This is a genomic window from Mesorhizobium sp. CAU 1741 (genome assembly GCF_039839275.1).
Lineage (GTDB): Bacteria > Pseudomonadota > Alphaproteobacteria > Rhizobiales > Rhizobiaceae > Aerobium.
This window is the reverse complement of sequence record NZ_JBDOQP010000003.1, coordinates 293278-312427: the sequence shown is the minus strand read 5'-3', so window position 1 is coordinate 312427 and position 19150 is coordinate 293278. Positions and strand designations below refer to the sequence as shown.

General features: G+C 64.1%; 19 protein-coding genes. 17 read left to right on the top strand and 2 right to left on the bottom strand.

From position 1 onward, the window contains the following. Positions 1–104: 104 nt before the first annotated feature. The 7 genes from AAFN84_RS15160 (at position 105) to AAFN84_RS15130 (ending at position 5520) form a co-directional block, all read left to right on the top strand. Positions 105–656: a ubiquinol-cytochrome C chaperone family protein gene (locus AAFN84_RS15160; protein ID WP_347515438.1), complete on the top strand. Its 552-nt coding sequence runs from the start codon at positions 105–107 to the stop codon at positions 654–656. Further along, positions 653–1201 carry a DUF177 domain-containing protein gene (locus AAFN84_RS15155; protein WP_347515437.1) on the top strand — a complete coding sequence of 183 codons (549 nt, stop codon included), beginning with the start codon at positions 653–655 and terminating at the stop codon, positions 1199–1201. The genes AAFN84_RS15160 and AAFN84_RS15155 overlap by 4 nt, the downstream gene beginning before the upstream one ends. Before the next feature lie 109 nt (positions 1202–1310). Continuing rightward, positions 1311–2375: a phosphate acyltransferase PlsX gene (plsX, locus tag AAFN84_RS15150; protein WP_347515436.1), complete on the top strand. Its 1065-nt coding sequence runs from the start codon at positions 1311–1313 to the stop codon at positions 2373–2375. A gap of 9 nt (positions 2376–2384) precedes the next feature. Then, positions 2385–3356, top strand: coding sequence for a beta-ketoacyl-ACP synthase III (locus tag AAFN84_RS15145; protein ID WP_347515716.1), 972 nt, complete (start codon positions 2385–2387; stop codon positions 3354–3356). A 112-nt stretch (positions 3357–3468) separates the two neighbouring features. Continuing rightward, positions 3469–3792: an integration host factor subunit alpha gene (locus AAFN84_RS15140; RefSeq protein WP_347515435.1), complete on the top strand. Its 324-nt coding sequence runs from the start codon at positions 3469–3471 to the stop codon at positions 3790–3792. A 114-nt stretch (positions 3793–3906) separates the two neighbouring features. After that, a complete protein-coding gene (locus AAFN84_RS15135; protein ID WP_347515434.1) occupies positions 3907–4461 on the top strand; it encodes a MerR family transcriptional regulator in 555 nt (184 codons plus the stop codon). 111 nt (positions 4462–4572) lie between these two features. Further along, entirely contained in the window at positions 4573–5520 is a 948-nt protein-coding gene (locus AAFN84_RS15130; protein WP_347515433.1) for a DUF4214 domain-containing protein, read from the top strand. A gap of 58 nt (positions 5521–5578) precedes the next feature. Here AAFN84_RS15130 and AAFN84_RS15125 read toward each other — a convergent pair whose 3' ends face one another. Further along, positions 5579–6007 (bottom strand): DUF4431 domain-containing protein, encoded by a 429-nt coding sequence (locus tag AAFN84_RS15125; protein WP_347515432.1) that lies wholly within the window; start codon positions 6005–6007, stop codon positions 5579–5581. Between the two features lie 303 nt (positions 6008–6310). Between AAFN84_RS15125 and AAFN84_RS15120 the strand changes: the two genes are divergently transcribed. From AAFN84_RS15120 to AAFN84_RS15075, 10 genes are read left to right on the top strand one after another with little or no spacing between them, the layout of a single operon-like run. Continuing rightward, positions 6311–7291 (top strand): ABC transporter substrate-binding protein, encoded by a 981-nt coding sequence (locus AAFN84_RS15120; protein WP_347515431.1) that lies wholly within the window; start codon positions 6311–6313, stop codon positions 7289–7291. Between the two features lie 55 nt (positions 7292–7346). Beyond that, complete coding sequence (locus AAFN84_RS15115; protein ID WP_347515430.1) at positions 7347–8213, top strand: ABC transporter ATP-binding protein; 867 nt, start codon at positions 7347–7349, stop codon at positions 8211–8213. A 1-nt stretch (position 8214) separates the two neighbouring features. Further along, positions 8215–8976 (top strand): ABC transporter permease, encoded by a 762-nt coding sequence (locus tag AAFN84_RS15110; RefSeq protein ID WP_347515429.1) that lies wholly within the window; start codon positions 8215–8217, stop codon positions 8974–8976. A 3-nt stretch (positions 8977–8979) separates the two neighbouring features. Next, the gene (locus AAFN84_RS15105; protein WP_347515428.1) at positions 8980–9804 is read left to right on the top strand and encodes an ABC transporter permease; all 825 of its coding nucleotides are present in this window, start codon (positions 8980–8982) and stop codon (positions 9802–9804) included. 30 nt (positions 9805–9834) lie between these two features. Further along, positions 9835–11892, top strand: a complete 2058-nt coding sequence (locus AAFN84_RS15100; protein ID WP_347515427.1) for a hydantoinase/oxoprolinase family protein — start codon at positions 9835–9837, stop codon at positions 11890–11892. An 8-nt stretch (positions 11893–11900) separates the two neighbouring features. After that, a complete protein-coding gene (locus AAFN84_RS15095) occupies positions 11901–13604 on the top strand; it encodes a hydantoinase B/oxoprolinase family protein (protein ID WP_347515426.1) in 1704 nt (567 codons plus the stop codon). An 11-nt stretch (positions 13605–13615) separates the two neighbouring features. Then, positions 13616–14713 (top strand): Xaa-Pro peptidase family protein, encoded by a 1098-nt coding sequence (locus AAFN84_RS15090; protein WP_347515425.1) that lies wholly within the window; start codon positions 13616–13618, stop codon positions 14711–14713. 10 nt (positions 14714–14723) lie between these two features. Continuing rightward, on the top strand, positions 14724–15812 hold the full coding sequence (locus AAFN84_RS15085) for an aminopeptidase P family N-terminal domain-containing protein (RefSeq protein WP_347515424.1): 1089 nt from the start codon (positions 14724–14726) through the stop codon (positions 15810–15812). After that, the gene (locus AAFN84_RS15080; protein WP_347515423.1) at positions 15812–17113 is read left to right on the top strand and encodes an MmgE/PrpD family protein; all 1302 of its coding nucleotides are present in this window, start codon (positions 15812–15814) and stop codon (positions 17111–17113) included. The genes AAFN84_RS15085 and AAFN84_RS15080 overlap by 1 nt, the downstream gene beginning before the upstream one ends. Further along, the gene (locus AAFN84_RS15075) at positions 17100–18113 is read left to right on the top strand and encodes an amidohydrolase family protein (protein ID WP_347515422.1); all 1014 of its coding nucleotides are present in this window, start codon (positions 17100–17102) and stop codon (positions 18111–18113) included. Before AAFN84_RS15080 ends, AAFN84_RS15075 begins: the two co-directional genes overlap by 14 nt. Here AAFN84_RS15075 and AAFN84_RS15070 read toward each other — a convergent pair. Then, positions 18067–19014 carry a LysR family transcriptional regulator gene (locus tag AAFN84_RS15070; RefSeq protein WP_347515421.1) on the bottom strand — a complete coding sequence of 316 codons (948 nt, stop codon included), beginning with the start codon at positions 19012–19014 and terminating at the stop codon, positions 18067–18069. The two genes, AAFN84_RS15075 and AAFN84_RS15070, sit on opposite strands and share 47 nt — an antisense overlap. Positions 19015–19150 lie beyond the last annotated feature (136 nt).

The following is a 19150-nucleotide window of genomic DNA, read 5'->3' as shown; positions in this document are numbered from 1 at the left end:
CTCTTCCCCCGCGCCGCTTGCACCGGGCGGCAAAAGCGGTAAACCAGCTTGCGTGGCGATGCAACCACGCCGCAATTGGAAACAGAGCCTCGGAAGCGTACGGCATGTTCAAGTCACTCATGAATTTTGGCCGTCGCCCCAACCTCGCGGTCATCGAAGCCCTCTACGGTGAAATCGTGGCATCCGCGCGGCAGCCTGTCTTTTATGCGCAATGGGACGTGCCCGATACCCCGCTTGGCCGGTTCGAGATGATGTCGCTGCACATGTTCCTGTTTCTCGAACGCGTGCGTGGCGCGTCCGCGGCGCTGTCGGACGTCGCGCAGGACATCACCGACGAGTTCTTCAAGGATGTCGAGCACTCGTTGCGCGAACTTGGGATTGGCGATGTTGGTGTGCCCAAGCGGATGAAGAAGCTTGCCCGCATGTTCTATGGCCGCGCCGAAGCCTATCGCGGGGCGGTGGCGGCCGACGACGATGCTGCGTTCGCCGCGGCGCTGGCACGAAACGTGTTTCCCGGTCGCGGTGACTGGCCGCACGGCGCCCAAGTGGCGGCCTATGCGAGGCGTGCGCTGGCGCATCTTGCGACGCTGCCGGAATCGGATCTGCTGTCCGGACGTATCAGTTTTCCCGACGCGCAAGGGGAGGTGCGGACGTGAACGAAAAGCCGGTCAGTCCCGTCTCGCTCCTCGTTCAGGTGTCGCGCCTGCCCAAGAAAGGCATGGCGGTGGAGGTGGGAGCCGACGCAGCCCAGCGCGAGGCGCTGGCGCGTGAGCATGGCCTCCGCGGGGTCGAGCGCTTCAAGGCCGATCTCGACGTCGTCGGCTGGAAGAAGGGCGGCGTGCGCGTCACCGGCCGGGTGCGCGCCGACATCGTCCAGTCCTGCATCGTCACGCTTGAGCCGGTTGCGGAGCGCATCGACGAGGATGTCGCGGCGCTGTTCCTGCCAGAAGGGTCGCCGCTGGCCGTGCCGCGCACCGGTGCGGATGGAGAGATCGTTCTTGAACCCGAGGGGGAGGACGGGCCTGAACTCTTTACCGGCGACACGATCGACGTCGGCCAGCTCGCCGAGGAATTCTTCGCGCTGGGAATAAATCCCTACCCGCGCAAGGCTGGCGTTCAGTTGGACGTGGCCGTTGCCGATGAGGATGAAAAGCGCGGACCGCTGTACGAAAAGCTTCAATCGTTGAAGAAGAAACTTTGAATCGCTGGGCAGCGACCCCAAATTCGGTTGTGCGGCGGGCCAAAACCGCTATTTTCGCCAAACATTTTTCCAGCCGGTCCGCTTCCGGAAACAGAAGAGACGTTGCCGCTTGATACGCATAGCCATTGACGCAATGGGTGGAGACCATGGCCCGGAGGTCGTGATCCCCGGTCTCCAGAAGGTAGTCGAGCGCAGGCCCGACATACGCTTCCTGCTGTTCGGTCGCGACGAGGCAGTCCGTCCGCTGCTCAACCGGTATCCCGCCGTTGCCGCGGTCAGCGAGTTGACCCATTGCGATGTCGCCGTGCGCATGGACGACAAGCCTAGCCAGGCGCTGCGCCAGGGGCGGTGGAAATCGTCGATGTGGAAGGCCATCGAGGCGGTCAAGACCGGCGATGCCGATGTCTGCGTCTCGGCCGGCAACACCGGTGCACTGATGGCGATGTCGAAATTCTGCCTGCGCACCATGGCGGCGATCGAACGGCCGGCCATCGCCGCCATATGGCCGACCATCAGGGGCGAAAGCGTCGTGCTCGACGTCGGCGCCACCATTGGCGCGGACGCGCACCAACTCATCGATTTTGCCATTCTCGGCTCGGCGATGGCCCGCGCAATCTTCGGCATAGAGAAGCCCTCGGTCGGACTGCTCAATGTCGGCGTCGAGGAGATCAAGGGCCAGGAAGACGTCAAGGAAGCCGGCCGTATCCTGCGCGAGGCCAATCTGCGCTCGATGGACTATCACGGCTTCGTCGAAGGCGACGACATCGGCAAGGGGTCGGTCGACGTGGTCGTCACCGAGGGTTTTGCCGGCAACATCGCCCTCAAGACTGCCGAAGGCACCGCGCGCCAGATCGGCGGCTACCTGCGCGAGGCCATGAGCCGCGGCCTCATGGCCAGAATTGGCTACGTCTTTGCGCGCGGCGCCTTTGCCCACCTGCGCGAGAAACTCGACGTGCGCCGCTCCAATGGCGGGGTTTTCCTCGGGCTCAACGGCATCGTCGTGAAGAGCCATGGCGGCGCCGACGACGAGAGCTTCGCGGCCGCCGTCGAACTGGGTTACGACATGGGTCGCAGCCGCCTGATCGACGGGATCCAGCGTGAACTGGAAGCATTCCATGGCCACCTTGCCGACAAGCGACTGGCGGCGGCGAAGAACTCCGCTGAGGATGACTAGGACAATATGATGATCAGATCAGTCGTGCGCGGCGTGGGAACCGCCCTGCCGCGTCGCCTCATGAAGAATGCGGAATTCGAGGAACTCGTCGACACCTCGGACGAGTGGATCGTCCAGCGCACCGGCATCACACAGCGCTACATTGCCTCCGAGGACGAGACCACGGCGTCGCTTGGCGAAGCCGCCGCGCGCGCCGCCCTCGACAATGCCGGGCTCACCCCCGCCGACATCGACCTCATCATCCTGGCGACGTCCACGCCCAACAACACGTTCCCGGCCACCGCAGTGGAAATCCAGGAGCGGCTCGGTATCCATCACGGGTTCGCCTTCGACATGCAGGCGGTGTGCAGCGGCTTCGTCTATGCGGTCACGTCCGCAGATGCGCATCTGCGCACCGGTCTTGCACGGCGCGCGCTGGTCATCGGCTCGGAGACCTTTTCGCGCATCCTCGACTGGACCGACCGCACCACCTGCGTGCTCTTCGGTGACGGTGCCGGCGCGATCGTGCTGGAAGCAACGGAGAGCGAGGGCACGCCGGCTGACCGTGGCATCATTGCTGCCAGCCTGCGCTCCGACGGCGCCCACAAGGAAAAGCTTTTCGTCGATGGCGGTCCGTCGACCACCGGCACCGTCGGGCACCTGCGCATGGAGGGCAAGGAAGTCTTCAAGCATGCGGTCGGCATGATCACCGACGTCGTCGTCGACGCGCTCGACAAGGGCGGCATCGGCGCTGACGATCTCGACTGGTTCGTCCCCCACCAGGCCAACAAGCGCATCATCGATGCATCCGCCAAGAAACTGGGCATCGACGCCGACAAGGTCGTGGTTACCGTTCATCTGCACGGAAACACGTCTGCCGCCTCCGTCCCCCTGGCGCTCGGCGCCGCCGTTGCCGACGGCCGCATAAAGCAGGGCGACCTCGTGCTGCTGGAGGCGATGGGCGGCGGCTTCACCTGGGGCGCCGTGCTGTTGCGCTGGTAAACGCGGTATCAACCATAGGCCGAAGTTCGGTTCTTGACCTCGGCTGGCCAATTCCTTAACGTCTCGTAATATTGTGGATTTTTCAGTTATTACGACATGGTTGGACGGCCGGATGGGGGGAAACACTTTAACGCGCGCTGACCTTGCCGAGGCCGTCTACCGCAAGGTGGGGCTCTCGCGCACGGAGTCGGCGCAGCTTGTCGAGATGGTGCTCGACGAAATCTGTGAGGCCATCGTGCGCGGGGAGACGGTCAAGCTCTCCTCATTCGCCACATTCCACGTCCGTGACAAGAACGAACGCGTAGGCCGCAATCCCAAGACAGGAGAGGAAGTGCCCATCCTCCCGCGTCGGGTGATGACCTTCAAGGCCTCCAATGTGCTGAAGCAGCGTATCCTGCGCGCGCACCAGGGCACCAAGGCCAAGTCACGCAAGTAGCTGACAGCCTTCCGCAACGTAACAAAAAGTGAATCCCGGGCCAACGAAGAGCTTGAAAGCGGCGTCTTAAATCGCTGGTATGTCTGCTGATTCGTAGCTGGAGCCCCGTACTGCATGGACAAGAGCCCGGACGCTTTCCGCACCATCAGCGAAGTTGCTGAACAGCTTGATCTGCCGCAGCATGTGCTGCGCTTCTGGGAGACGCGTTTCACCCAGATCAAGCCCATGAAGCGCGGGGGCGGACGCCGTTATTACCGGCCACAGGATGTCGAGCTCATCAAGGGCATCCGTCACATGCTCTACGATCAGGGCTACACCATCAAGGGCGTGCAGAAGCTGCTGCGTGACAATGGCAGTCAGTTCCTGGTGGCGATCGGCAATGGCGACATGGCCGCCGTGGAGGCGATCGCCCAGCGCAAGCAGGCCGAACTGGACGCCGCCGAAGAAGCGGCAGTGGCGCGCGAGCGCAGCGAGCGTGGCGACGACGAGATGCTCGTCGGTCAGCCCCGCGTGCGGCCCGGACGGCGCTTTTTCGGGCTCGGCAAATCCGAGGAAGACGGGCCGGTGCAGGAGGGCGAACAGCGCCTGTCGCGCGATAACCGCGCCCTGCTGCAGGAGGCATTGTTCGATCTTCTCGAATGCAAACGTCTCCTCGACCAGGTCCGCTGACCCTTCGCCCTGACCATTCTCTGCGTCGCGTATGGAACCTTTGGCGTTGACCCCGATTCATGTTCTTGCGAGCATCGCCCGCGAAGGGTGATTGAAACGGAGGCAGAGACTATGGCGACAGTGCGGGCCGAAACCAGCATCAACCTTATTGATCCAGCCGTGTGGTACGGCGATCTCGTTGCGGCGTATTCAAATGAGATCGAGGTCAGCGACGGTTACCTGACGGCGGTTTATTCAGGTTATGGGTTCCAGTTCAGCGGCGACTACCTCGTCGGCGGCACGCTTACGGGATTCGAGCAATACGATCCCTATGGCCTGCAATACGGGATCTACGACTTCGCGGTATCGGCGTCGCTTGCGGCATCGTATCTGGAGAACAATGACACCCAGGGGCTCTATTCCCTCGCGCTGTCGGGACGCGACACGGTCTACGGCTCGAGCGTTGACGACGATCTGGCCGGCTATTCCGGCAACGACATCTTCTACGGCGGGGGTGGCCAGGATTACGTCGATGGTGGCTCTGGCGTGGACATGGTCATCTACGATCATCCCGGGGACGACTATGTGGTCGATATCTTCTCCGGCAACATGATCGTCAGCGACCTCTACAGCAACGACGCGGACAATCTTGTCTCAGTCGAGCGGCTCGGCTTCACCGATGGAACGCTGGCCTTTGACGAAGGCGCGGCACAGAACTATCGTCTTTATCAGGCTGCTTTCGGACGCACGCCGGACAAGGCCGGCCTTTCCTATTGGGTCGACCACATGGACGATGGCGGAACGCTTCTGTCGGCGGCCGGCAATTTCCTTGGTTCGGCCGAGTTCCAGGGACTATACGGCTCGAACCCCACCTCGGCCGAATACGTCAACCTGCTGTACCTGAACGTGCTTGGCCGCGAAGCCGACCAGGGCGGATACGATTACTGGCTCGGCGCCATGTCGAGCGGCCTGGGTCGCGACAGCGTGCTCGTCGAATTCTCGGAAAGCTTCGAGAATCGCGACAACGTTGCGAGCGAGATCGCCAGCGGCATCTGGCTAGACTATTACGTCACCGTCTGATTTCGACGTTAAGGCGAACTGACGCGCCGGCCCGTAAAACCCGTGCCGGCGCGTCGTGCTATTCGCATAGCAGCAGCACCGGCGTTCGGTGGTAGCCCGTATGTTGCGAGAATAAGCTGCCGTTGAAGCTGACTACCCGGCCGCGCATCTGCGAGAGCGGCATGCCGGAGCAGGCGAGTTGCACGAGCTCAGTGGATTCGACCGGTTCCGCGTCCATCGCGTCCGGACCGTCGACGCAGATCGGTTCGAGCAGGTAAAGCATCTCTGCGTGCAATTCCATGTCGCCGTTGGCAATGTCCTCGTAGCCGGGCGGTCCGGGAAAGATGCCTTCGACCACATAGCCTTCCAGGGTCGCTGGTCCGTCCCATTTCAGGCATGAGCCGGGGGCGCCAGCCATGGCTTTACCCGCCGCCAGAAGACTTGCCACAGCGCTGATGACGCCCACGGCGAGCCGCATTCTCAGACCGATACGTTCATGGCCCGTCATACTTCGCCTCGCTGGCAGTCAGCCTGGGAATGTTGGCGTCATCGCCTTTGGAATGGAGCGCCAAACCGCAAAACTTTCAAGCTGAAAACGAAGCGCAACGAATCTTCCCTAAGGGCAACAGGCAATGGGACTCCTAGGCTTGTCATTATGTCCACGCCACAATGATTACCCTATGACTCGTGATAGTGCGGGGGCGGGTTGCTCGGCGCGGCCCCAGGTGAAAAGCTTCGAGTGTCGGTGGGAGGAAAGCTGCCGGCGTCTCACGGGACCCGGAATGGCGGTTCCGCATCAGGGAGGAAGATCATGAAAGCTACGAGGCGAGCCATATTGGCCGCTGCTCTCGCGCTGGGAGCAAGCGTACCGCTTGCAGGCGGCGCATTCGCGCAGGAGCTGGATAAGTTGCGCGTCGGCAAGTCGGTGACCAGCTCTCTTGCATTTTCGACGCTTCAGGTTGGCGAGGCTGCCGGCATCTGGGAGAAGGTCGGGCTCGACATCGAGTTCTACGCCTTTGCCGGCGATGCCAAGATGCAGCAGGCCTTTGTCGCGGGCGAGCTCGACATCGGGCTTGGTTCGGGGCCGAGCATGGCCTATGCGGCCAAGGGCGTGCCGATCACCACGGTGGCAACGCTTGCCGGACCGCCGCGCAACATGGCGCTCGTCGTCGGCGCCAAGTCCGACTTTCACGCCATCGATGACCTCAAGGGCCAGCGCGTCGGCGTAACCACCGCCGGCTCGCTGACCGCCTGGATCGTCGACGAACTGAACCGCCAGAAGGGCTGGGAAGGCGACGACCTCTTGGAACCCGTGGCGATGGGCGAGATGCGCACGCGTCTGGCGGCAATGGAGACCGGTGAACTGCCGGCCAGCGTCACCTCGACCGTCCAGGGATACGACCTTGAGGATCGCGGCATGGCCCGCGTTCTTGTCGATTTCGGCGATCTCGTTCCGCACTTCCACACCCACGTCATCTTCGCGCATCTCGACGTGGTCGAGGAGCGGCCGGAAGTGGTCGAGAAGTTCCTCAAGGGCTGGTTCATGTCGGTCGCCCACATGAAGGCCAATAAGGAAAGCTCGGTGAAGGTCTCCGCCGAGGAAATGAAGGTCAGCGAGCACATCGTCGAGAAGGTGTTCGACACCGAGATGGGCATGATGTCGACCGATGGCAGCTTCGATCCCGATGCGATCGACGTGCTGAAGAAGTCCTATGTCGAACTCGGCATCCTCGACTACGAGCCCGATGTTTCGGAGCTCTACACGGACCAATTCATCCCGGTTCAATACTGATGTGCCGCGCGGCCGGCTCGTCCGGCCGCCGACCCCTCTTTCGACAGGAACGACGATGAACGCGCTTGCACCACGAGCGACGGCGGATGCCGTACAGGCCCCCGTTGTCATCTCGGTTGAAAATGTCAGTAAACGTTTCGGCGACGAGAATTCCAGCCAATCTGTCCTGGCGCTGGACAATGTCTCGCTGGACATCCGCAAGGGCGAATTCGTATGCCTTCTCGGGCCTTCGGGCTGCGGCAAGAGCACGCTCTTGAACATCATCGGCGGGCTGACCAGTGCAAGCAGCGGAAGCGCGAGCATCAACGGGCGCCAGATCAAGGGCCCGACGCCGGACGCCATCTCCTTCGTCTTCCAGGAAAGCACGCTGTTCCCCTGGTACACGATCATCGAAAATTTCAACATCGCGCTGAAATTCCAGGGTGTTCCCCAGTCGGAGTGGTCCGACCGGACCATGAAGGCGCTGAAATCCGTCGGCATGGCGACCTTCGCCAACCATTATCCCAATCAGCTCTCCGTCGGCATGCGCCAGCGGGTCAACATGGCTCGCGGCATCGCCTTGAAGACCGACGTCCTGCTGATGGACGAGCCGTTCGCGGCCCTCGATGAACAGACCCGCATGGTGCTTGGTGAGGACTTGTCGATCCTGCTCGCCGAAACCGGCAAGACGATCGTGTTCGTCACCCACAGCCTTGCCGAAGCCGTTTTCCTGTCCGACCGCATCATCGTGATGTCGGCGCGGCCCGGCAAGATCAAGACCGTGGTGGAAGTTGGCGAACCGCATCCGCGCTCGCCTGACTTCATGCTCGAACCGCGCTTCAGCGAGATGCGCAACGATCTCTACGCCTTGCTCCGCGACGAGATCCGCGCTGCCACCGCAGCGATGCGCGATCCCGCGGATGCGCCGGCGAGCGGAGGCTGAGATGGGCGGCAAGGAAGGCAATACGCTTTCGACGCGCGCGATCCAGATCGGCTTTCTCGTTCTGGTGGGCGCCCTGTGGTACTGGCTCGCCGCCAATCGCATGGTGACGCCGCTGTTTCTGCCGCGTCCCGACGTGGTCTGGCGTTCCTTCGTGGCGCTCGTCTCTGGTGGCGAGTTCTGGTCGGCGGTCAGCGTCACGCTCACCTCCATCATGCAGGCCTACGGCATCGCCGTCGTTTCGGGATTGCTGGTAGGCTACCTGGTCAGCCGCTCGCGCTATTCGACTCGTCTCTTCGAACCGCTGATTGCGGCATCCTTCGCTGTACCAATCACGCTGTTCTTCCCGATCTTCATCCTCGTCTTCGGCATCGGCCCGGCGTCCAAGATCGCCTATGGCGCGGTCTATGGCTTCTTCCCCGTCGCCCTCAACACGATCGCAGGATTTTCCGGCGTGGGCGAACACTACATCAAGGCGGCAAAATCGATGGGCGCCTCGCAGGCGCAGATGTTCCGCCATGTGCTGCTTCCCGCGGCATTCCCGGTCGTCGTCACCGGCCTGCGCATAAGCTTCTTCATCTGCTTTGCCTCGGTGCTGGGCGGTGAGGCGATCTCGTCGGCTTCCGGCGTCGGCAACAACATCGCCCATGCCGCCGAACTGATGGAACCGGGTCGCATGTTCGCCTGGATCGTCTTCGTGATCGTCACCGCCATCATCCTCAACATGATCGTCTCGCATGTCGAGAGCAAAGCCGGGGAGCGCTGAGCCGTGTCCATTGCCGACAACACTCCCGTGCGCCGGGTGAAGACAGAAGGTTCGGACAGGTTCGCCGCCTTTTTCACCGGCACCGTCGGGATCATCCGCGCACGTGTCACGCTGATCCTGCTGATCGCGGTGGCGCTCGAGATCTATGCCCGTCTGTTTGCCAACCCGACCTTCTTTCCACCACTCACGATGGTGGCGCGCAGCCTTTTCGATACAGTGCTGGCCGACGCGAACATCCGCGCCGCGGTCGTCACGGCGATCTGGCAGATCGCCATCGCCTACGGACTGTCGATCGTCGTCGGGCTTTCGCTGGGACTTGCCATAGGCTGGACCAATTTCGGCCGCCGGGCGACATTTCCGATCGTCCTGCTGCTCTATGCCATTCCGCAGGTGGTGCTGCTGCCGCTGTTCGTGCTGGGCTTCGGCCTTGGCACCGGATCGAAGATCGCGTTCGGCTTCAGCCATGGCGTGTTTCCGATCCTGGTCAACGTCATTGCCGGCATGCGCAACGTCAACCAGCTTTATATCCGTGGCGCGCAGTCCATGGGCGCGAGCCGGATCGAGCTTTTCCGGCACGTCATCTTCCCGCACATGGTGCCGAGCTTCTTCGCCGGCCTGCGCCTGGGAATGACCATGACCCTGCTGGGTGTCATCCTGGCCGAGCTTTACGTCTCGACGCGCGGCATCGGCTACTACACCAAGGTGTTCGCCGAGACGATGGACCCGGCGCCGCTTTACGCGATCATCTTCCTGCTGGCCGTGATCGCCATCACCTTCAACGAAATAGTCCGCATCGCAGAACGCCGCTTCACACGCTGGAAGGCCTAGGCGCGCGCGATCTTCGGGAGAATTGATGACATGAACATTGTTGGAACGGACATCGGTGGAACGTTCACCGATCTGGTCGGCTGCGTCGACGGAAAGATCGTGACGTCGAAGACGTCGACCGTCCCGGCCGACCCGACAGAGGGCGTGGCGACCAGCCTGCGGCTCGCAGGATGCGACATGCAGACGCTGACGGAAGTGCTGCACGGCTCGACGATCGCGATCAACACCGTGCTTGAACGCAAGGGCGCCCGAACCGCGCTGATCACGACGCGCGGCTTTCGCGACGTCTATGCGATCGGGCGCGGCAATCGCATCGAGGCGTTCAACCTGTTCTTCCACCGTCCCAAGCCGCTGATCGCACGCGAGTTCAGCTACGAGATCGACGAGCGGGTCAACGCGGCAGGGGACGTGCTCACGGAACTGGACGAGGCATCTGTGGAAGCGGTGCTTGAGGAAATCCGGGCCAAAGACATCCAGGCGGTGGCCGTGTGCCTGCTGCACGCCTACGCCAATCCCGATCACGAGCGCCGCGTCGGCGAAATGCTGCGCAAGGCGCGGCCGGACATCTTCGTCACGCTCTCTCATGAGATCCTGCGCGAGTACCGCGAATACGAGCGGACCTCGACGACGGCACTCAACGCCTTCATCGGCCCGCGCGTGAAAGCCTATCTCGGCCGGCTGGAAGACCATCTGCGCGCGGCCGAGTTCGGTGGCAAGATCCACATCATGCGGTCGAACGGCGGCGTGATGTCGATCAACCTGGCCCAGGGCCAACCGGTCTCGATGATGGAGTCCGGTCCGGTTGCAGGCATGATCGGCGCGGGGCGTCTGGCGTCGCTGCTGGATTATGACCGCTGCATCGGCTTCGACATGGGCGGCACGACGGCGAAGTCCTCGCTGATCACCGACGGCGCGCCGGCGATCGAGGAGGGCTACGTCATCGGCGACCACGCAAGCGGCCAGCCGATGCAGTTGCCCGTTGTCGACATCGTCGAGGTGGGAGCCGGCGGCGGCTCGATCGCCTGGATCGACGAGGGCGGCGGCGCCCATGTCGGCCCGCAGAGCGCGGGCGCCGATCCGGGGCCGGCCTGCTACGGCAAGGGCAACACGGACCCGGTCGTCACCGACGCCAACCTCGTGCTCGGCCGCATCAACGCCAAACGGTTCCTCAATGGCGGCATGCCGCTCGATGTCGAAGCGTCGCGCCGCGCCATCCAGGAAAAGATCGCCGGCCCGCTCGGCCTGAGCGTGGAGGAGGCGGCCCTCGGGATCATCCGCATCGCCGACAGCGCCATGTCGCTGTCCGTCCGTGCGGTCTCGGTCAACAAGGGCGTCGACCCGCGCGACACCGCGATGATCGCCTTCGGCGGCGGTGGGCCATTGCATGCCAGTTCTATCGCCCGGGAAATCTTCATTCCCACGGTCATCATTCCGAAGCTGCCCGGCACCTTCTCGGCACTTGGCATGTTGATGGCCTCCTGGCGTCAGGATTTCGTCCGCACACTGATCGGTCGGCTTGGCTCGCTCGACGCTGCGACCGTGCGCACCGTCTACGAGGAACTGGAAGCGTCGGGCCATCAGCATCTTCAGGCCGACGGCATTTCCGCGGACGCCGCCCGTTTCGAGTTCTTCGCCGACCTGCGCTATGTGGGCCAGGAACATGCGATCCCTATCCCGATTTCGGCGCCGGAGGACCTGACCGAGGGCCACGCAGCCCTCAAGGCGGCCTTCGACGTCGAGCACGAGCAGCGCTACAGCCAGTCTGCGCCCGACGAGTCGATGGAGGTCGTCAACGTCCGGCTCATCGTCACGTCCGATCGTGCAGACACGCTTGCCGAGCGCTGGCTGAGCGAACCGTGGACGGCCGAGGCTGAACGTCAGGACGAAACCCGTCAGGTAATCTTCGACAAGGCCGACAAGCCGCTCGATGCCCGCATCGTATGGCGGCCGGCGCTCAAGGCCGGGGATGTCGTTGAAGGCCCCGCCGTGATCGAGGAACAGAACTCGACCACGCTCGTCGCTCCCGGAGATGTGGTGACGGTGGCCGATACCGGCCATCTGATCATCCGCATCGGTCTGTTCCACTGAGGCCCCAAATGACCCAGATCAATCCAATCACCGTCGAAGTGGTCCGCAATGCCATCGTGGCCTATGGCGACGAGATGGCCCACGTTCTGGCCAAGTCGGCCTACAATATGATGATCTACGAAGTCCGCGACTATTGCTGCGGCCTGATCGACACCAGGGGCCGCATGATCTCGCAGAACCGCGGTGGCCTGCCGATCTTCCTCGCCGATCTCGGCGTGGCGGTCGAGGACGGCATAGAGCGCTACGGCCTCGACGGTTTCGAACCGGGCGACGTCCTGGTCATGAACCACGGCTATGTCTGCGGCCAGCACCTCAACAATGTCGTGCTCTATGCGCCATGCTTCCACGAAGGACGCCTCGTCGGCTTCGCCGCCAACCGCGCCCACTGGGTCGACATCGGCGGCATGCGGCAGGGCTTCGGCTCGTCCGCCACGACGGAGATTTTCGGCGAGGGGCTGCAGATGCGCTCGCTCAAGATCTTCCAGGCGGGCAAGCCCAACGAGACGCTGTTCCAGATCATCCGCGACAATGTCCGCTATCCCGATGCCAGCCTTGGCGACATGCGCGCCCAGATCGCCTCGTGCCAGGTGGGCGCCAGGCGCTATGGCGAACTCCTCGCCCGCTACGGGCAGGAGACGGTCGAGGCCTGCGTCGAGGAAGTCTGGAACCAGGCCGAGGCCAGCACGCGCCGCGTGATCGAGAACATTCCCGACGGCCTCTACGAGGCCGAGAGCTTCCTCGACAATGACGGGCGCAATCTCGATAAGCCGCTGCGCATCAAGATCGCCGTCACGGTCAAGGGCTCCGATCTTACCATCGACTACACCGGCACCAATCCGCAGGTGCAGAGCCCGCTCAATTCGGGCCGTTCCGGCGGTATCGCCGGTGCGCGGGTCGCCTTCAAGGCGCTGACCTCTCCGGATGTCGACGTCAACGAGGGCTGTTTCCGCCCGCTCAACGTCGTGCTGCCGGAAGGCACCATGCTCAGCGCCAAGCCGCCAGCCGCGCTCGGCCAGTGGAGCATCGCGCTGCCGACCGTCATCGACACCATCCTCAAGGCGCTGGCCCCGGCCATGCCGGACAAGGTGCCTGCCGCGCACAAGGGCGACATGGGCGGCTGCTCGTTCTTCGGTTTCCGTGAGGACGGCACACGCTTCCTGCTGATGAACATTTTTGGCGGCGGCTGGGGCGGCCGTCCGCACGAGGACGGTGAATCGGCATCGGTGTCGGTCTGCCAGGGCGACGTGCGGAACTCGCCGGTGGAACTGCAGGAGATCAAGTATCCGGTGCTCATCGAGCGCCATGCAATGCGCCAGGACAGCGGCGGCGCCGGCGAGCATCGCGGCGGCCTCGGCCTCGAGCTTACCTATCGCGTCCTGGAGCCCTGCAAGGTCAACATCAATTTCGAACGCACCCTGAACCCGCCATGGGGTCTCAATGGCGGCCACGAAGCGGCCATCAACGAGGGTCGCGTGCGCAAGAAGGGCGGCACGGAACGCATCGTTTACAAGGAGACCGAAATTGCGCTCGAAGAGGGCGATGAGGTCACCTTCCTGACCGCCGGCGGCGGCGGCTTCGGCGATCCGGCGAAGCGCGCGCGGCGCGAGGTGGAGGCCGACCTGCAGGCGGGCTTCATATCAGAGGAGGCCGCTAGGTCCGCTTACGGTTACGCGCCGTCGAAGGCGCGCGCCGAACTGGCGACGGCCAAGTGACGGGGGCGGCAATGCTTGCGCGCGACCGGGTCAACCGCGTAGCCGAGGTGATGGACGAGGCGGGCGTCGACACGCTCGTCGTCTATGGCAATGCCTGGCAGAACGACTGCATGCGCTACGTGGCCGATTTCGGCATCCTGGAGGGGCAGGGGCTTGCGGTGATGCGCAAGTCCGGCGAGGTCACGCTCTATCTCGACAGCCCGCTGGAGGTCGATCGGGCGACCGTCGAAAGCCCGGGCCTGACGATCGTCTATACGCCCGACCTCGTGACGGCGGTGGGCAAGGTGCTGACGAATGCGGCCAATACACACATTGCCGCCGCACCCATGCACCTGCTGCCGCGCGGCATCGCTGCCCGCTCCGCCGAATTGCGGCTGACGGACCTGACGCCGCAGCTCGAATTCCTGCTGATGAGAAAGCTCGACGCCGAGGTCGATGCGATCCGCGCGGCCGCCCATCTCGCCGACGAGGGCTACGAAGTCTTCCTCAAGGCCGCACGGCCGGGCAGGGCCGATTATGAGCTCATCGCAGAGGTCGAGGCGTTTTACCGCTCCAAGGGCGTCGACGACAACTTCATGATCATCGGCAGCGGCGGAACCGAAGTGCGCGGCATGTCGCCACCCAGCGGCAAGCTGCTGAAAAAGGGTGATCTGGTAACGACCGAATTGACGCCGTGCATCGGCGGGTACTACGTCCAGATCTGCCGCACGCTCGTCATGGGCGAGCCCAGCGACGAGCAGCGCGCAGCCTTCGCCATCTATGACGAGGCCCTCGAGGCCGGTATCGCCGTCGTGCGCGACGGGACTCTGGCTTCCGACGTCGCCAGGGCGGAGAACGATGTCTTCCGCCGCCATGGCCTCGGTGAATATGTCACCGATGCCTATACCCGCGTGCGCGGCCACGGGCTCGGGCTCTATGTCGACACCAAGCCGCAGATCCTCGAAGACGTCCACATTCCGCTCGAAGCCGGCATGACGATCATCGTCCATCCGAACACCTACCATCCGGTAGTCGGCTACATGGTGCATGGCGATGCGCTGATCGTGCGTCAGGATGGCGCGGACGTGCTGACAGGCACGCCCCGGCGTCTGTTCAGCGTGCCGGCCTAGGGAGAGCGAGATGAGACGTGGACTGATCGTCTGGGACGCCGAGGAGATCACCAGCAGCGCGCTGGACGCGCGGCTGGAGCGCCTGCGCACGGCAATGGCCGGGCAGGGGCTCGATGCCATCATCCTCTACACCAACTTCGTGCGGCCGGCCGCTGTCGCCTATATGAGTTCGTTCTCGCCCTATTGGGCCGACGCGATCCTCTTCATTCCGCTCTCGGGGGAGCCGATCTTCTCGACATCCATGTCGACGCGCATGAACCGATGGATCAAGACGGTGAATCCGGTCGGCGACATCGTCAACACCCGCCGCCCCGGCGTGCATGTCGGCGAATGGCTCAAGAAGAACACGCATGTCTCCGCCATCGGCGTGGTGGAGATCGACGGCCTGCCCGCGGGCATCTACAACGATCTCGTCGCCACCGCGCCGGACGTTGAACTGGTGGATGCCACGGCGCTGTTCTCCGAGTTCCGTGGCCATGTCGATGCGACCGAACACGCGCTTCTGTCCTATTGCAACGCGCTGGCGGAGCGCGGCCTCGCAGCGGTCGATCCCGAAGGCATGACCGATGCCGGTGCCGCAGTCGGACGCGTGGAACAGGTCGCCCGGCTTGGCGGCGCGGAAGAAGCCTATGTCGCCCTCGCGCCCGACACCGGCGCCGATCTGCGTCTGGCGCGCGTCTCCGGAGCCGTCCCACTGGGCCGCACCTTCGCCATTCGCGCTTCGGTCGCCTATAAAGGGGCCTGGCTGCGCCGCACGCGCAGCTTCTCCGCCGATGCGGCGATGTCGGCTCGCATCGCCGACATTGATCACTGGTTCTCCGGACTGCTTGCCGATCTCGACACGACGCGCGGTATCGGACCGCAGATCGCGGACGCGGCGGCCGCCAGAGGCGGCAGCGACATCACGCTGCTGGTCGAAAGCTGCAGCGGCACCTATCCGCTGCAGCCCGTGGCCGACCCGGCCCAGCCGCCGCGCGAAGGCGCGCTCTATGTGATCAGCCTCGCCATGCGCGTGGATGGGCTCGGCTGGGTCGGGGCGGCTCCGCTGATACAGGGCAATCCACTGGTCGATCAGGCCCTGGTAAAGGGGCGAAGCTGATGTTGAAGGCGATGGCGCAAAAGGTCATGTCCGAGACGGTCACGTCCGGCGAGATCGATCTGCGCGTTGCCGACATCTTCAATGCGGCCTTTGCCGGCATCGCATCACAGGAAGGGCGGTTCCTGCTGAACAGGCTCGATGCCGGACGTCACGGCGACGCGCCGCTGGTCGCCGCGCTGGTCCGCCTGGCCGAAACCGACGACATCCATCTCGCCTCCTGCATTACCCCGGGCTCGGTCGTGATCCCGGTGGCCTTGGCGGCATCGGCGGCCGGCGACGGGACGCGGTTCGACCGCGCCGTAGCAACAGGCTATGCGGCGGGTATCCGCCTCGGCCTGGCCATCGGCGGCGCGCGGGCGATGGAAGTCGGCGTCTGGCCGACGATGGTCGCCGCCCCGGTGATGGCCGCCGCGACCGCAGCCGTGATGCGCGGCGGCGATGCCGCGCACATGGCCAACGCGATGGCGATTGCGCTTGCAGGGCGAGGCGGCCGGATCGGCCGCCCGGTCGGATCGAGCACGGCCCGCTGGCTGAACTTTGCCCGCGCGGTGGCGGCAGGTGTCGAGGCGGAAGCCGATGCAGCCGCCGGACTTGCCGGAGATGTTGATATCGTGTCGCCGGCATGGCTGTCTGCGCAGTCGAACGCTGGCATGATCGCCCCGGACGTCCTGGTGGCCGACCACGGGCCGGGCATTGCCGATACCGGCTACAAGCCATTTGCCACCGCGCGGCAGGGCGCCGCCGCGATCGCGGCGTTCCGCCAACTGCTCGATGAAGAAGGCTTTGGCGCGGACCAGATCGACCATCTGCTTGTCGAGGTTCCATCCGCCAGCCATGCCATGGTGTCGCGTCCTCTCAACCCCGCCGACCGGCTGAGCACGCTGTCCAGCCTGGGCTATCAGTTGGCGCTTGCGGCGCTTTCGCCCGACCGCCTCTTCGACGCGGCGCGCCTTGACGCAGCCGCCGAGAATGTCCTCTCCTTTGCCCGGCGCGTGGATGTGCGGCCGGCGCCCGACCTCGACGATATCTGGCCGGAACTGTGGGCAGGCCGGTTCACGGTGCAAGTGGCGGGCCGAAGCCTGCGGCGCGAAATCAAGCGGATGGACACCGATGCGGGCAGCCCGGCCGCCGAGGCGGCTGTGCGCGAAAAATTTGCCCGAATGTCGTCATACCGTCCGGCGCTGGTCGATCTAAGCCCAGGCTCCTGTTCCGATCCCGACGGCAGGGCGGCGATCTGGAGCGATCTTCTCGCCCTGTGTGCAACCCGACGCAAGGAGCTTCTGGCCGATGAATATCATTGATTCGCATTTTCACTGGTGGCCGCGCCCATTCTTCGAAGAACTCTGCCGTCGCAAGGACTTTCCGCGCGCCGTCGTCAACGATGCCGGCGGCTACACCTACATGCAGCGCGCCGACGGCGGCGGCAGCGTTAAGAGCTGGGCCGCATGGTACGACCTCGACGAGCAGTTCGCGCATATGGACGGGCTCGGCCACCGTGTCGATGTCGTCTCGTCGATCGGGCCTTTCTCGGTCTACTTCTCCGAGCTTGAGCCGTCTGAAGGCCGCGACCAGGCGATGAAGTGGAACGAGCACATGGCAGCCGCGCAGCGGCAGCATCCCGGCCGGTTCTGGGGCAGCGCCGCGATCCCGCTCGCCGACACCGACGTTGCGCTCGAGGTTCTCGAACACGCCGTGGGCACTCTGGGCCTCATGGGTGTCAATTTGCCCGGCAGCATCGGTGCCGATCCCAATATCGATGCACCGCGTCTCGAGCCATTCTACGCGCGCCTTGCCGAACTGGGCATCCCGGCCTTCCTGCATCCGACGGACGCGATATTCGCCGACATGCTCGCGGGCTATGGCGGTGCGCTGCACCTGAGCCTCGGCCGCGTGATCGAGGTCAGCGTGGCAGCCTCCCGCCTTGTGCTTTCGGGCATGATGGAGCGGAATCCGGGGCTCAAGCTCGTCCTGTCGCACACTGGCGGGGCGCTGCCCTACCAGTCCGGGCGGATGGACAAGAACACCAAGCACGCCCAGTTGCCGCGCCCTGTCAGCACCTATCTCAAGCAGATGTATACCGACACGGTCTCCCCGCATTCCGCCGGCATGAAGTTCGCGATCGAATATTACGGCATCGACAACGTCATGTACGGCACCGACTATCCGTGTTGGGATCCGGCGACCTGTCTCGCCCTGCTGGACGAGATCGAGCTGTCTGCCGCCGATCGCGAAAAACTGTTCCGCACCAACGCGATCAGGATTCTTGGCTTGAAGGGAGCTCAGGCCGCCGTGGCCGCATAGGGCCGCGCCCCAACGGATAGCCGCGCAGGAAGGCGAGGAACGGCTCGGCAGCAACTGGAATGTCGCGATGCTCGGTGAGTGCGATGCGCAGGTCGAGCATCATCGGCTCGCTGTCGACGTCCAGCATCGCAAGGCGGCCGTTCTGCACGTCTTCCTCGACGCTGGTCCAGAACGAGCAGGTCAATCCGACGCCGGCCAGCACGAGTTCGCGCAAGGGCGTATATTCCGTCGTCTGGGCGACGACATTGACGTTCGGCACGCCGGCATTCTGCAGCACCTGGCGCACGGCGCGGCCGAACATCGAAGGCGGGGGTCCGACGAACGGAAAGGTCGCAAGCACCGACGGCGCGATGCGCCGCGCTCCGGCCAGCGGATGGTTTGGTGACGCGACCACCACGAGTTGCGTGCGCGCCACGATCTGCGACTTGACGTCGGTCACCGGATCGTAGCTGACGAACTGGCCGATATCCGCAGTGCCGCTGCGTACGTCGCCGATGACGTCCTCGATGGTGCCGATGCGCAAGACCAGCTCGATCGCCGGGTTTTGCGACGCAAACCGTGCCAGGTCGGCCTGCATGCGCAGCGCCAGCGACCGCTGGCATGAGAAGACGATCCGCGTCGCCTCCCGTTTCGTCGACTGATCCAGTGCCTGCTCCAGCGCCCGCGCCGACGCCAGCATCTGCTTTGCGTGGCGCAGCACCAGTTCGCCCGCTTCCGTCAGTGAGGGGCGCTTGCCGGGGCGCCGTTCGAAGATCGCTGTGCCAACCTGCGCTTCCAGCGTCGTCACATGGGCGCTGATCGATGCCTGCGAGATGTCCAGCCGCGTCGATGCTGCGCCGAACCCGCCGAACTGCACGATCGCTTCCAGCACTTCGAGCTGTCGCAAGGTGATCGACAGCATGGCGAGCCTCCCGAACCTGGTCGCATCCTTATCGCAGCAAATGGGCGCGCTTCACAATGCGCGCGACGCCTTCGCCCATACCTGGATTTTCGTGAAACTTCGGCTTGGACCGGTAGAAGCCAAGCCTTTCTGAAAA

What these genes read in the sequence shown, in the direction of transcription:
- AAFN84_RS15085 (WP_347515424.1), top strand. Translation starts at nt 14,724, where the DNA reads ATGAGACGTGGACTGATCGTCTGGGACGCCGAGGAGATCACCAGCAGC.
- AAFN84_RS15135 (WP_347515434.1), top strand. Translation starts at nt 3,907, where the DNA reads ATGGACAAGAGCCCGGACGCTTTCCGCACCATCAGCGAAGTTGCTGAA.
- AAFN84_RS15080 (WP_347515423.1), top strand. Translation starts at nt 15,812, where the DNA reads ATGTTGAAGGCGATGGCGCAAAAGGTCATGTCCGAGACGGTCACGTCC.
- AAFN84_RS15090 (WP_347515425.1), top strand. Translation starts at nt 13,616, where the DNA reads ATGCTTGCGCGCGACCGGGTCAACCGCGTAGCCGAGGTGATGGACGAG.
- AAFN84_RS15110 (WP_347515429.1), top strand. Translation starts at nt 8,215, where the DNA reads ATGGGCGGCAAGGAAGGCAATACGCTTTCGACGCGCGCGATCCAGATC.
- AAFN84_RS15130 (WP_347515433.1), top strand. Translation starts at nt 4,573, where the DNA reads ATGGCGACAGTGCGGGCCGAAACCAGCATCAACCTTATTGATCCAGCC.
- AAFN84_RS15145 (WP_347515716.1), top strand. Translation starts at nt 2,385, where the DNA reads ATGATCAGATCAGTCGTGCGCGGCGTGGGAACCGCCCTGCCGCGTCGC.
- AAFN84_RS15140 (WP_347515435.1), top strand. Translation starts at nt 3,469, where the DNA reads ATGGGGGGAAACACTTTAACGCGCGCTGACCTTGCCGAGGCCGTCTAC.
- AAFN84_RS15095 (WP_347515426.1), top strand. Translation starts at nt 11,901, where the DNA reads ATGACCCAGATCAATCCAATCACCGTCGAAGTGGTCCGCAATGCCATC.
- AAFN84_RS15075 (WP_347515422.1), top strand. Translation starts at nt 17,100, where the DNA reads ATGAATATCATTGATTCGCATTTTCACTGGTGGCCGCGCCCATTCTTC.
- AAFN84_RS15120 (WP_347515431.1), top strand. Translation starts at nt 6,311, where the DNA reads ATGAAAGCTACGAGGCGAGCCATATTGGCCGCTGCTCTCGCGCTGGGA.
- AAFN84_RS15115 (WP_347515430.1), top strand. Translation starts at nt 7,347, where the DNA reads ATGAACGCGCTTGCACCACGAGCGACGGCGGATGCCGTACAGGCCCCC.
- AAFN84_RS15160 (WP_347515438.1), top strand. Translation starts at nt 105, where the DNA reads ATGTTCAAGTCACTCATGAATTTTGGCCGTCGCCCCAACCTCGCGGTC.
- AAFN84_RS15125 (WP_347515432.1), bottom strand. Translation starts at nt 6,007, where the DNA reads ATGACGGGCCATGAACGTATCGGTCTGAGAATGCGGCTCGCCGTGGGC.
- AAFN84_RS15070 (WP_347515421.1), bottom strand. Translation starts at nt 19,014, where the DNA reads ATGCTGTCGATCACCTTGCGACAGCTCGAAGTGCTGGAAGCGATCGTG.
- AAFN84_RS15100 (WP_347515427.1), top strand. Translation starts at nt 9,835, where the DNA reads ATGAACATTGTTGGAACGGACATCGGTGGAACGTTCACCGATCTGGTC.